The sequence below is a fragment of the Vibrio sp. Vb1554 genome (assembly GCF_033344235.1).
Genome location: NZ_JAWPOJ010000009.1, coordinates 155234 through 168415, shown reverse-complemented (window position 1 = coordinate 168415; position 13182 = coordinate 155234). Strand labels below are relative to the sequence as shown.

The 13182-nt window shown below is 42.7% G+C and carries 9 protein-coding genes; 6 read left to right on the top strand and 3 right to left on the bottom strand.

All coding sequences use genetic code 11. From position 1 onward, the window contains the following. Positions 1 to 43: 43 nt before the first annotated feature. From R8N28_RS10220 to R8N28_RS10210, 3 genes are read right to left on the bottom strand one after another with little or no spacing between them, the layout of a single operon-like run. The gene (locus tag R8N28_RS10220) at positions 44 to 2692 is read right to left on the bottom strand and encodes an MlaD family protein (RefSeq protein WP_065274545.1); all 2649 of its coding nucleotides are present in this window, start codon (positions 2690 to 2692) and stop codon (positions 44 to 46) included. Further along, a complete protein-coding gene (locus R8N28_RS10215) occupies positions 2685 to 3935 on the bottom strand; it encodes a paraquat-inducible protein A (protein WP_005377429.1) in 1251 nt (416 codons plus the stop codon). Before R8N28_RS10215 ends, R8N28_RS10220 begins: the two co-directional genes overlap by 8 nt. A gap of 24 nt (positions 3936 to 3959) precedes the next feature. After that, positions 3960 to 5756, bottom strand: a complete 1797-nt coding sequence (locus R8N28_RS10210) for an ABC transporter ATP-binding protein (RefSeq protein ID WP_005377431.1) — start codon at positions 5754 to 5756, stop codon at positions 3960 to 3962. Positions 5757 to 5848: 92 nt separating this feature from the next. On the opposite strand from R8N28_RS10210, the gene R8N28_RS10205 reads away from it, so the two are divergent. From R8N28_RS10205 to R8N28_RS10180, 6 genes are all read left to right on the top strand, one after another. Then, positions 5849 to 6322 carry a GAF domain-containing protein gene (locus R8N28_RS10205; RefSeq protein WP_005377433.1) on the top strand — a complete coding sequence of 158 codons (474 nt, stop codon included), beginning with the start codon at positions 5849 to 5851 and terminating at the stop codon, positions 6320 to 6322. A gap of 97 nt (positions 6323 to 6419) precedes the next feature. Continuing rightward, the gene (gene proQ, locus R8N28_RS10200; RefSeq protein ID WP_065274544.1) at positions 6420 to 7046 is read left to right on the top strand and encodes an RNA chaperone ProQ; all 627 of its coding nucleotides are present in this window, start codon (positions 6420 to 6422) and stop codon (positions 7044 to 7046) included. 17 nt (positions 7047 to 7063) lie between these two features. Then, positions 7064 to 9070 (top strand): carboxy terminal-processing peptidase, encoded by a 2007-nt coding sequence (gene prc / locus R8N28_RS10195; RefSeq protein WP_017634279.1) that lies wholly within the window; start codon positions 7064 to 7066, stop codon positions 9068 to 9070. Between the two features lie 194 nt (positions 9071 to 9264). Next, the gene (locus R8N28_RS10190; RefSeq protein WP_005377438.1) at positions 9265 to 9930 is read left to right on the top strand and encodes a hypothetical protein; all 666 of its coding nucleotides are present in this window, start codon (positions 9265 to 9267) and stop codon (positions 9928 to 9930) included. Between the two features lie 226 nt (positions 9931 to 10156). After that, a complete protein-coding gene (gene pepN, locus R8N28_RS10185) occupies positions 10157 to 12763 on the top strand; it encodes an aminopeptidase N (protein WP_065274543.1) in 2607 nt (868 codons plus the stop codon). 65 nt (positions 12764 to 12828) lie between these two features. Next, the gene (locus R8N28_RS10180) at positions 12829 to 13047 is read left to right on the top strand and encodes a DUF2835 domain-containing protein (RefSeq protein ID WP_005377440.1); all 219 of its coding nucleotides are present in this window, start codon (positions 12829 to 12831) and stop codon (positions 13045 to 13047) included. Positions 13048 to 13182 lie beyond the last annotated feature (135 nt).

Below are 13182 nucleotides of genomic sequence, written 5' to 3'. Positions count from 1 at the left end.
TTAAAGTGATCAAACTTCAATTGTACATGAATTGAGCTTTATTCTACGGCTTAGGAATCGCTGTACGCCATTGAGTCCAACCCTCTTCAGCTTGTGGATACAAAAAGAAAGATTGCCCACTCTTTGCCGCTGGTGGAATAGTCGATTGCTCTGGCGTTGAAAACGCAATTCCTCCGCGAACTAAACTATCAAAGGTTCCCGCTTTGATGTTAGCGCCGGTAAGCCCGATGGAAACATCTACTCCTGAAACATTCCAGAACACACTGTTTTGACGAACGAGGTAAGCATATTCAGGCTGTATTTTGATAGTCGTGAGGATGCGATCAGCAAATTCTCCTAGGCTTACGTCGGTCACTTGGCCAACTTCCATCTGGCGGTAAAGAATAGGGGTACCGACTTGAACTGAACCTCTTTGTTCACTTTGTAACGTAAACATGATTCCATGCACGCGTTCTGAACTATGTTCTAATTGAAAATCAAATTTAGCTTTACCTTTACCTGGTTCAACACTGATGGATTTCGACACCAACGCCCCGAGGTTTTTAACGCCACCTAAACCAATTTCTGGTTCAGTTAGCCAAAAATGTGAGCCTTCAACCGCAATGTTTTCTACGTATTCAGGTAGGATCCTTGCAGTGACTTCAACCATGTTACGACGAAAATTCGGTACAACCAGAGTGATTTCACCAACTTTAACACCTTGATATTCAATCGGCATTCCTTTAGCAATCTCTTGCGAACCGTCGGTTTCTAAAGCAATGACGCGCCCAAACTTGCGAGCGGTTTTTTGATCAGAATACAGCTTCCAGCTTTCTCCGATTTTGTTTTCAACGCCTGGCACGGAGTCAAAAGCGATGCCACCTTCTATTAACGATTTCAAAGGGTGTGCTTTCACACTGACGCCAGCTAATGATGCATCTATCTCAATCCCTGAACGATTCCAAAAAACGGTTTGTGGCGTTACAAGATAAGCGAAGCGGTTTTCGATAGTAGCCTTAATTAGTACTCCGCCATCAACTAGTTGGAAATCGGAGACGTTACCAACTGGAAGATTACGATAGAGTAGAGGACTGCCTTTGGAAATCGGCGGCAATTCAGAAGCAAATAGTGTTAGCGCCCTAGAGCCACTTTGATTGTACTGCGCCAATTCAGCCAATGATTCATTTTGGAACAGTTGATACTCTTTTTGAATATCTTGCTTGCCTTCGCTCACAAAACTAATTGACCCAGTTAACAACTGCTTTGCTGGAGGAACGGTAACGCTGAGCCCCGATTCAGTTAACTCTGCTGATGCACTGCCGGTTACATAAAAACGATTGTTTGATTTGATCAGATGTTTATATTCATGGTCAATCAATACATCCATAAATACTTCGTGTTGTGATTTTTTATCTTCCTTAACTAGGCCCACTTTGATGATTGAACCAACAACGATGCCTTTATAAAGTACATTGGCACCGCTATCTAGGCCAAACGAATTGTCGGATACCAAACGAATCGCGATGGACTTTTCTTGCTGTTGGTTAAACACGTTTTTACGAATGGCAGTAAAGCGGCGAGAGCGTTCACCCGCGCCCGGCACGATCGTTAAGAAGTTTCCTCGCACTAAATTAGCAATGTTTTCAACACCAGAAAGGGACACCTTTGCTTCTTCTAAGACAAATCGAGTACCTGTCGTCAGCATGTCACTAAAAGCGGGTTGAATTGCCGCTGACGCCAATATCACTTCTCGGCCTTCGGAAAGGCTCAAGTCCGTAACTTGGCCAATTTCGATTCCGCGATACATAATTGGAGCGCCTTCTCCGCTGATCTTGCTGTCATCAGGTAGGACGATTTTAACCGCGATGCCTCGACCAGCAGTTTTCAAATCTTTATACAAACGGAACTCGGTGTTCTCTTCTACAGGCTCACCATCATCCGGAGAGTCGACGGCGATGGCGCCACCTAGTAAGGCACTCATGCTTTCTAGTCTTACATCGACACCTTCAAAACCGATGCTGGCACCAATTCCACTGACGTTCCAGAATCGACTGCGGTTGTTAATGATATGTCGGTATTGATCCTGAATGTTGGCTTGAATAGTGATAGATTTTGCATCTTCATCTAGCTGGTAACTGTACACTTCACCGATTGGGATTTTCTTATAAACAATTTGAGAGCCAACCGATACACCACCTAAATCACGGCTTTTGAGCTTAATATTCAAACCTTGAGAAACGCGTAAATCTGTTGGGGCAGAGTCTAACGCATGGAATGTTGTCTCAAACTCTTGACCATCTCCGGGTTGAATCGAGATGTAGTTACCTGAGACGAGCGCATCCAGTCCGGAAACTCCCGTTAGGCTAGCTGTTGGTTTTACTAACCAAAAGCGTGTTTTATCGTTCAGTAACTTTGCAGCTTCAGGATAGATATCAGCATCGACATAAATACTGCCGAGATCTTCGGTGAGGTTAATGTCTCTTACCATGCCGACTTCTAATCCTTGGTAACGGATAGTGGTTCGGCCGGCGACAAGACCAGCGGCATCAGAAAAATAGATTTGCACTCGTTGTCCTGCATCGTGTATCGACTTCACAACAAGCCAGCCAGCTAAGACCATGGTCAAAACTGGCAACAGCCAAAGAGGAGATATGCCTTTACTCCGCTTTACATCTGGTACGTATGACGTTTGAGAACTGTTCTGATCACTCATTCATTGACTCTTTTTCTGATTGTTTTGGGCTTGTTTGGTCCCAGATTAGCCTTGGATCAATACTTTCTGCTGCAAGCATGGTCAACACTACGACAACACCAAATGCTACGGCGCCATATCCTGGTGTGAAATCCAGTATCTGACCACGATCGACTAAGGTCATCATGATAGAAATAACAAACAAATCCATCACAGACCATTTACCGATCCATTTAACAACAAAGTAAACCATCATTCGTTGTCTCTTAAACACCGAACGTTTGAATTGGATGCAAAGCATGATGTAGGCGAGCCCAAGTATTTTAATCACCGGGACAACGATACTGGCAACAAAAATGATCGCAGCGATTCCATACATGCCGCTTTTTACCAAACCAGCCACGCCTGAAAAAATAGTGTCCTCCAAACGCTTACCATTGGTAAGCAAGATGGAAATAGGGATCAGGTTAGCGGGGAAGATCGCGACCGTTGCTGCGATGAGGTAAGCCCATGTTTTCTGAATGGAGTTTGGCTTGCGATGATATAACTCGTGATGACAACGCTGGCAATGGTCACCTTCAGGCTGGGACAAGTGGCATTCATGGCAATGCACATCTTTATGCTCAAAAGCATATAAACTTTCTGGTTTCCAAGCTTCCCAATAACGACGCACGCTGATTCTTGAAACTAACAAAACGGTAAATATCTGCAAAAGAACCAGACCAATTAACCCTGGGCCGACGAAAATGTCGGAATAATCTTGGAGTTTAAAACAGGAAATGGCGATGCTAACTAAGAACACATCCAACATAACCCAATGCTTCAAATGTTGAATTAGCCACAGTGAGATACGAAGCCCACGGAACCATCGTTGATGTAAAGAAATATGCGCCGTTACCACTGAAACACAAACCGTCAGTGGCGCTAGAGAGCTACAAAATAGAATGAGCAATGAAAGAAGAACAAATCCTTCTTCCATCAATGTGATCATCCCTGAAGGCAGGGTTGCCGGAATCATCACACCAAAGAGTCGGATGCTAATAAAGTTAAAAAAGTGCGATGGAATAAATAGTAGGATACAGGTTATCGCGACGGCTAGATTACCAGAGAGGCTAGGGCTACCTCCGCGATATAATTGTGTACCACAACGAGGGCAGTGTGCATTTTTGCCATGGGGTAAGTCGACGATGTCGACAGGCAATTCACAACCTTGGCACAAACGTACGTTATTGGGTTGCATGGCGTGCTTAGACAGAGAGGTCATAACGACCTCTCTAGCTTGAACGATTTAAGCGTGGGACTGTATGCCCCCATATAAGGTTTGATATAAGCCTTCTTGCTCAACTAACTCACCATGAGTACCTGTTTGCGTCACTTTCCCATCTTCAAGCACGTAGATCAAATCGGCTTGTTTCACAGCGGATAGTCGGTGCGCAACGATTAATGTTGTTCTACCACGTAAGAACTCGGTCAGTGCTTTGTGTAAAGCCGCTTCAGTAGCGGTATCTAGCGCAGACGTGGCTTCGTCTAAAATAACAAATTGAGGATTACTCAGCACCATTCTAGCAATGGCAAGCCGTTGTCGTTGACCTCCTGACAAACGAATGCCATTACGACCAACTTGAGTATCCAAGCCGTGGTTAAGTTGAGAAATTACATCATGCAGCTGAGCCACTTCAAGCGCACGCCAAAGTGACATTTCGTCAAAATTCCCACCAAGCGTTAGATTATGCCTCAAGGTATCGTTAAATAGTATAGGTTGCTGTAATACCACGGCAATTTTGTCGCGAATTACTTCAAAACCAATATCTTCTGTTAATTCATCATTAAAGCGAATGCTACCGGAGTTTTGACGGTAAACCCCAATAAGTAATTGTATCAAGGTTGACTTACCACCGCCGCTTGCACCAACCAACGCCACTTTCTTTCCTGCCGGCATATGTAAAGAAAGATTATCTAGGACTTTGTTTTCATTATTGTAAGAGAAATTAATGTTTTCTACTTTAACATCAACTTCTCTACCTTCTTTGAAAGGATTTACCTTAGGAACCGGTCTCTGCTCTTCTTCTAACTCTAATAAGTCGTTGATGCGTTTTAATGCGGCTTTAGCGCTGTACCAAGAAAACTGAATCCCAAGCAACTCTTGAACAGGAGACAGCATGAACCATAGGTAACCAAAAACGGCAAATATTTGGCCAATAGTAAGGTCACTGAACATGACCATTAACATTGCGACAGCTCTGAATAATTCAAAGCCGATCAAAAAGAGAAGAAAAGAAACGCGACCAGCCGCTTCAGATTGCCAAGCATACTTGTCTGCATCAACGCGAACTTGGTTCGCACTGTCTTTGAGTTGCTGGAGAAATTCTCGCTCTTTATTGGCCGCGCGTAGTTGGTAGATTCCATCTAATGTTTCAACTAAACGGTTTTGGAAAATTTCAAAAGAATGATTTTCCTTCCGTTTCAGATGTTTAACCATACTGCCTAGTTTACGTGAGAAGTAAATGACAATAGGGTTAACTAACAGGATAAACAGACCAAGTCGCCAATCGAGCCAAAGTAGAACGATAGCAGTACCAATAACAGTCAGAAAACTGATAACGAATTTTGCTAACGTAGAACCAATAAATTTATCAATGGTCTCAATGTCAGTGATAAGGTGTGCGTTGATTCCTCCGCTACCTTTGGTTTCGTATTGTCGGATGCTGATACGGCCGAGTTTGTCGATCATTTTACTGCGCATCTCAAACGTGATGGTTTTTGAAACAAGCGTAAATTGTCGGCTTTGAAGGATATTTAATCCTTGGCTCGCAGCTCGCATAAGAACAACCAAGAACAGGGTGAAGAAAATATAGCCTGTCGGAGTGTGCCACGCTTCAGGGAGAATGGCATTCATGGCATCTAAGCCTTTTGCAGGTTGGTCCAATAAGACCTCATCAACCATCAAAGGCATGAGGAGGGGAATTGGAACACTAATCAAGGTTGCAAGCACCGCTATCAAGTTCGCTATGATCAGCTTGGACTTGTGCTTTTTTACTTGTGTTATCAACCAAGAACGGCTAATAGTGTCATTTTTCAGAAGCATTGTAATTGAGAATAAGTCCTATTATAAAGTAGGGCTGCATTTTAGCGCCATACATTGAGAATGGAAGCTTTTATAGTAAGTAGGAAGTTAATATGAACTTAGAACAATACCAAAGACTAACCAAACAAGCTGTTGCTCTAATTGAGTCTGAACCAGACTTTATTGCGAACCTAGCAAACTTGAGCTCATTGCTTTTCATGGAACTTGACGATCTTAACTGGGCAGGCTTTTACCTAACAAAAGGTGAAGAGCTTGTTCTTGGTCCGTTCCAAGGAAAACCAGCTTGTGTTCGTATCCCAATGGGTCGAGGCGTCTGCGGTACTGCTGCACAAACTAATACTATACAAAGAGTATACGACGTTCACGAATTTGAGGGGCATATTGCGTGCGATGCAGCGAGCAATTCAGAAATTGTGATTCCATTTTCTATTAATGGAAAGGTGGTTGGTGTACTTGATATTGATAGTCCAAGTATTGGCCGATTTAATGAAACAGACGAAGAAGGTCTCACTCATTTCATGGTTGAAGTAGAAAAGCTGCTTAATTCACACGCGAACGACGCATAAATTAGCCTTCGAGTGTGGTTTTTCCTTGGCATGTCACTATAATACGAGAATATTTTTTCTTAATGCTCGCGGAAATCCGCTCAAATCAGGACCCCTCATGACTGAAAAGTTAAAAAACAGCAAAGAAGTTATTGCATATATTGCTGAATGTTTCCCTAAGTGCTTTACTTTAGAAGGTGAAGCAAAACCTCTGAAAATTGGTATTTTTCAAGATCTTGCGGAACGTCTAAATGAAGACGAAAAAGTAAGCAAAACACAGCTTCGTGCAGCGTTAAGACAGTACACTTCATCATGGCGTTACCTACACGGTGTAAAACCAGGTGCAGTACGTGTAGACCTAGATGGCAACCCTTGTGGTGAGCTAGAAGAAGAGCACGTTGAACACGCGAAAGCGACACTTGCAGAAAGCAAGGCGAAAGTTCAGGCTCGTCGTAAAGAACAAGCACAAAAAGCTCGTGAAGAGGGTAAGGCGAAAGCGAAACCTGCGGCTAAAAAGCCTCAACAGCCTCGTCGTACTAATAAACCAAAAGTACAAAAATCAACTAAGCCTGTAGAAACGCGCGCTCTAAATGCTGATGAAATCACAGTAGGTAACGCAGTTAACGTGAACATGGGCAAAGGAAACATGGCAGCGACCATTGTTGAAATCAATAAGGATGATGTACGTGTTCAACTTGCTAACGGCCTACAAATGGTTGTGAAAGCGGAGCACTTGCGCGCATAAAGGAGATACTCCTACGCATGAATTGCCGTTCAAAAGTGACCCTGATTGCTGCTAGCTTATGGCTAGCAGCATCAGCTCAGGCTCTTGAAGCCAAACTACATAAAGATGACCTGCCGGTTCTTTCTCCTGAAGTTCAGCATGAAACAGCTAGCAAACGAGTCACCTCGCGATTTACCCGCTCTCATTATAAGCACTTCAGCCTCAATGATGATTTCTCTAAAGCGATCTTTGAACGCTATGTAGAGTTGCTTGATTACAATAGAAATATTTTCACTCAAGCAGACATCGATTCATTTAAAAACTGGTCAGTCGAGCTTGATGATCAGCTTAAATCGGGCAACAACCAAATTGCTTTTGATGTTTACAACCTCTCAATGCAGAAGCGTTTCGATCGTTTTGCTTATGCGTTAACTCTACTCGATGAAGAGATCAAGTTTGATACCGATGACGAGATAGAGTTAGACCGCTCTGAGGCCGCATGGCCAAAAGACGAAGCAGAGCTCAACGAGTTGTGGCGCAAGCGTGTGAAATATGACGCGTTAAATCTGAAACTGACTGGCAAAGAGTGGCCAGAGATTAAAGAAGTTTTAGAGAAGCGTTATAACAACGCGATGAAGCGCATCACACAGACCAACAATGAAGACGCATTTCAGTTGTATATGAATGCCTTCGCGCGACAGGTTGACCCTCATACAAGCTACCTTTCTCCACGTAATGCCGAGCAATTCCAATCGGAAATGAACCTTTCTCTAGAAGGCATCGGCGCCGTTTTGCAAATGACAGACGATTACACAGTAATTCGTTCACTTGTTGTTGGCGGTCCGGCCTCAAAGAGTAAGCAACTTGGTGAAGGGGACCGAATCACTGGTGTTGGACAAGACGGTGAAGAAATTGTCGACGTGATCGGTTGGCGTCTGGATGATGTTGTTCAGTTAATCAAAGGCCCTAAAGGCACAAAGGTTAATCTACAGATCTTGCCAGAAGGTAACGATGCGAAGAGTTACATTGTCACAATTGTTCGTGACAAAGTTCGCTTAGAAGATCGTGCAGTTAAGTCAGAAATCATCGAAAAAGACGGTAAGAAGATTGGTATTTTAGAAGTACCAAGTTTCTACGTCGGCTTATCGAAAGACACCGATAAATTACTAGCTGAGTTGAAAACCAAAAACGTTGACGGCGTAATCGTTGATCTACGCAACAATGGCGGTGGTGCGCTAACAGAAGCAACGGCATTGACAGGTTTATTCATTAAAGAAGGTCCTGTAGTTCAAGTTCGTGACAGCTATGGCCGCATCAAGGTGAATGCCGATACCGATGGAAAAGTGAGTTATGATGGCCCATTGACGGTGTTGATTAACCGCTACAGTGCTTCAGCATCTGAAATTTTTGCAGCGGCAATGCAAGATTATAATCGTGCAATCATCTTAGGTGAAAACTCTTTCGGTAAAGGTACAGTTCAGCAACATCGTTCACTGAATCATATTTACGATCTTTTCGATAAAGAGCTAGGTTATGTTCAGTACACGATTCAGAAGTTTTATCGTATTGACGGTGGAAGTACGCAAAATCGTGGTGTTGCACCAGATATTTCGTACCCAACGCCAATTGAGGCTTCTGAAACAGGTGAAAGTGTTGAAGACAATGCTTTACCTTGGGATCAGATTGATAAAGCACAATATCAAACGTTTCCAAGTAACGACGCCTTAGTTGAAAAACTTACTGCTCTTCATAACAAGCGTATTTCTGATGAAATGGAGTTCCGCTTTATCAATGAAGACATCGAGAAATATCGTAAAGAAAAAGACGATAATACTTTGTCTTTGAACGAAAAAGTTCGTAAGGCTGAATCGGATAAAGCGGAAGCCCTTCGATTACAACGCATAAATGAACGTCAAGTTGCTTTGGGTAAAAAAGCATTTAAAACATTGGATGACATACCAAAAGACTACGAGGCTCCTGATGTTTATTTAGATGAGTCTGTCGCGATTATGGTCGATCTACTTAAGCAGGAAAATCAGTCATAATAACTGGCAATTTAGAATAAAAAGAGTGAGTCTTTCAGATTCACTCTTTTTTTATGCCTTTTTGTCTTCCGCTGTCTCGATATCGAGCAAGATATTCGCTTATTTTCCCCCAATAATTTACGTGATCTACATCTAAAATTTCGCGAAAGTGAGGACTACTGGCTAAGCTAAAAGAAAACGATAAGGATGCCGATATGAAGTGGTTCTTTATTTTACTTAGCTTTTGCTGCTTTAGTGTGTTTGGTGGAGAAAACACCAGAGAAGATGAATTAAGTCACTTTGACACGCCGTTTCTCATCGGAGACTGGTATTTGATGAACCCAAACCCCGAAGAGTCGGCTGAAAACTTTCGTGCGATCAAACTCTCATTAGGTTCTGACTACAGCTTTTCTATTGATATTCAAAAGAAAGACTATTCCGTTGACCATTGGGAAGGGCTGTATAACGCAAATGAAGACACCATCGTTCTTGGTTTAAACACCGACGAGCCTCAAATTTATGCCTATCGCAACAACCATAATACGCTTGATCTTAATGGTGTAACATTCACTAAGGGATTATCCAATTCACTTGCAGGTATTTGGTCTAGCTCTCACGTATCTGGCGACGGTCTTGTGGCAAACAACATTAATCAGATGGATTTGATACTTCAACCTGATTTCGTGTTCATGTTTAGGGTTTCGAACGAAGAAGGGGATGAGTCCATCAAACAAGGTGTGTTTTACACAGAAGATGAGTTTCTGGTTCTGTTGTATGAAAATGGCGAGCATGGAACCACGTATAAGCTCAACAAGAATGAGCTAACGATCGAAGATTCCAATGGTGATATGTACGCCGTACTCAATAGAGTTACGCCATGATGCCTTTAACATGCGCCAAATTACGCGTGCGTACGGTAAGTCATTAATGTTGTTTAAATGTTAATCAAAAAACGGAGCTAGAGCACTAAAAGCTCCGTTTTTTGATGGAAAGACTTGTATTCTGATACCACAACCCCTACAAATAGCTTATATAGTGATACCAGAACTGCATTTTTGATCATGCAGTCTGGTATTTTTGTTGTTCGACATACAAGGATTTATGCTCATGTCTCAAGCTCCCCTGGCCAAATATCGTAAAGATTATAAAGAGCCATCTCATGCGATTACTGATATCGATCTTACTTTTGATCTATATGACAATGACACAATCGTTACGGCGGTATCAAAAGTTGCTCAAAAAGGCGATACAACAACGCTAGAACTCGATGGCGAAGGGCTTGAGCTACGCGCTGTAAAAGTAAATGGTGAGGATTGGGCTCATCACGAGGTGAAGGAGTCATCGCTGGTACTGACCGATCTTCCATCCGAGTTTGAACTTGAAATCGTCACCAAAATTGATCCTGAAGCGAATACAGCACTCGAAGGTTTGTACAAATCAGGCGGCGCATTTTGTACTCAGTGTGAGGCTGAGGGCTTCCGCCGTATCACGTACTATCTAGACCGTCCGGATGTTCTAGCAAAATACACAACAAAAGTGATCGCAGATAAAGCGGTTTATCCATATTTGCTGAGCAATGGTAACCGAATTGCAGAAGGCGATGCAGAGAACGGTCGTCACTGGGTTCAATGGCAGGATCCGCATCCAAAACCAGCTTACTTGTTCGCCCTTGTTGCAGGCGACTTTGATGTATTGCGTGACAAATATACAACGATGTCAGGTCGCAGTGTTGATTTAGAAATCTTTGTTGATAAAGGTAACTTAGATCGTGCAGGCCATGCGATGACATCGCTGATCAACTCGATGAAGTGGGATGAGGAACGCTTTGGCCTAGAATACGATCTGGATATTTACATGATCGTTGCTGTTGATTTCTTCAACATGGGTGCAATGGAAAACAAAGGCTTGAACATTTTTAACTCAAAATATGTGCTGGCGAACGATCAAACTGCGACAGATCGTGATTATTTAGGCATCGAAGCTGTGATCGGTCATGAGTACTTCCACAACTGGACTGGCAACCGTGTCACTTGTCGTGACTGGTTCCAACTAAGTCTAAAAGAAGGCTTAACCGTATTCCGAGACCAAGAATTCTCTTCTGACTTAGGCTCTCGTGCTGATAACCGTATTGATAACGTACGTATTATTCGTGGTCCTCAATTTGCGGAAGATGCAAGCCCAATGTCTCACCCGATTCGTCCTGACAAAGTCATTGAGATGAATAACTTCTACACGCTAACGGTGTATGAAAAGGGCAGCGAAGTTATTCGTATGTACCATACACTCCTTGGCGAAGAGGGCTTCCAAAAAGGAATGAAACTTTATTTTGAACGTCACGATGGTACCGCCGCGACGTGTGAAGACTTTGTTTCTGCAATGGAAGATGCCACCGGTGTTGATTTAAAACAGTTCCGTCTGTGGTACAGCCAATCGGGTACACCAACGCTGCGCGTAAATAGCGAATACAACGCTGATGCAAAAACTTACGCACTAACGGTAGAGCAATTTACGGAGCCGACGCAAGACCAAGCAGAAAAACAAGCGCTGCATATTCCGTTCGATATCGAGTTGTATGATTCGAAAGGTCGAGTTATCCCACTGGTGATTAACGGTGAATCAGTTAATAACGTGCTGGATATTAAACAAGATAAGCAAACGTTCGTATTTGAAAATGTCGAAGAACAGCCAGTGCCATCTTTGTTGCGTGAATTCTCGGCACCAGTCAAATTAGAATACGATTACAGCGATGACGAGTTAGTCTTCTTGATGAAGCACGCAACGAACGATTTTGCTCGATGGGACGCTAGCCAAATGCTATTGGCTAAATACATTCGTCAGAATGTGAAAAACGTTCAAGCGGGACAAGAAGTATCGCTTTCTGAAGGTGTGATAGATGCTTTCCGCGGTGTGCTGTTGGATGAAACGCTTGAGCCTGCTTTCATTGCTCAAGTTTTCTCTATGCCTTCAATCAATGAGATTACTGGTTGGTACCAGCAAATTGATATCGATGCCGTAGACAAAGTGCTAAACAGCATTACAGTGTCACTTTCTAAGGAATTAGAAGATGAGCTAAGTGCGACTTATCACACGCTTAAGCAAACAGAGTATACGATCGACCATGCTGCTATTGGCAAGCGTGCTTTACGTAACTGTTGCCTTCAGTACCTAGCATATACGGAAAAAGGTAATGATTTAGTCAACGCGCAGTACGCATCTGCAAATAACATGACAGATACGATTGCTGCGATGAGTGCCGCAAATAACGCTCAGCTCGAGTGTCGTGAAGCACTTATGGCTGATTATAGCGATAAATGGAAGCACGATGGTTTGGTTATGGATAAGTGGTTTGCACTGCAAGGTAGCAATCCTGCAGAGGATGCTCTTGAAAAAGTAAAAGCAACCATGAACCACGAAGCATTTAGTTTGAAAAATCCGAACCGTACGCGCAGCTTAATTGGCTCGTTCTTAAGTGCGAACCCTGTACGTTTCCATGATAAATCCGGTGTAGGTTACCAATTTGCCGGTGAAATTCTTCGCCAACTAAATGATTCGAACCCACAAGTAGCTTCTCGAATGATTGATCCTTTGCTTAAGTTCCGTAAATACGATGAAGCTCGCCAAGCAATGATTCGTGCAGAACTTGAAAAGCTCAAAGCAATGGATAATCTTGCTAAAGATCTATTCGAAAAAGTGACTAAAGCACTAGACGAATAGTAAACAACACAATAGGGTGGTCATTAAGACCACCTTATTTGTTTATGTCACTTAGTTTTCACTTCATGAACTATTACTACTTCAATCTCAACATTTCATATCAAACGTTTTTATCTCATTATTCTGGTGCGGCAAGTGTTGTTCAAGTTGTCACACACAACGGTTTGCGTTTGCAGTTACCCGCCGCGAGATTTAGACCATTTCTTAGTCAATTGGGCGTTAGAGGCCAGTTTAGACTAACAACTGACCAAAATAATAAGTTTCTTAAGTTAGAAACTCTGTGATGTATTGTATTTGCAGAGAGTTAAATAGGAATCTTAGTCACAGAATCGGACATTTCACCTCTTACCACTACGATTAGTTGTTAAACATTTGTAATTATGCTTTTACAATGGGCACATGCATTACCTATGCTTAGT

Excerpts from the sequence above, each read along its gene's own strand:
- R8N28_RS10220 (WP_065274545.1), bottom strand. The coding sequence starts at position 2,692 with ATGAGTGATCAGAACAGTTCTCAAACGTCATACGTACCAGATGTAAAG.
- R8N28_RS10215 (WP_005377429.1), bottom strand. The coding sequence starts at position 3,935 with ATGACCTCTCTGTCTAAGCACGCCATGCAACCCAATAACGTACGTTTG.
- R8N28_RS10210 (WP_005377431.1), bottom strand. The coding sequence starts at position 5,756 with ATGCTTCTGAAAAATGACACTATTAGCCGTTCTTGGTTGATAACACAA.
- R8N28_RS10205 (WP_005377433.1), top strand. The coding sequence starts at position 5,849 with ATGAACTTAGAACAATACCAAAGACTAACCAAACAAGCTGTTGCTCTA.
- proQ (WP_065274544.1), top strand. The coding sequence starts at position 6,420 with ATGACTGAAAAGTTAAAAAACAGCAAAGAAGTTATTGCATATATTGCT.
- prc (WP_017634279.1), top strand. The coding sequence starts at position 7,064 with ATGAATTGCCGTTCAAAAGTGACCCTGATTGCTGCTAGCTTATGGCTA.
- R8N28_RS10190 (WP_005377438.1), top strand. The coding sequence starts at position 9,265 with ATGAAGTGGTTCTTTATTTTACTTAGCTTTTGCTGCTTTAGTGTGTTT.
- pepN (WP_065274543.1), top strand. The coding sequence starts at position 10,157 with ATGTCTCAAGCTCCCCTGGCCAAATATCGTAAAGATTATAAAGAGCCA.
- R8N28_RS10180 (WP_005377440.1), top strand. The coding sequence starts at position 12,829 with ATGAACTATTACTACTTCAATCTCAACATTTCATATCAAACGTTTTTA.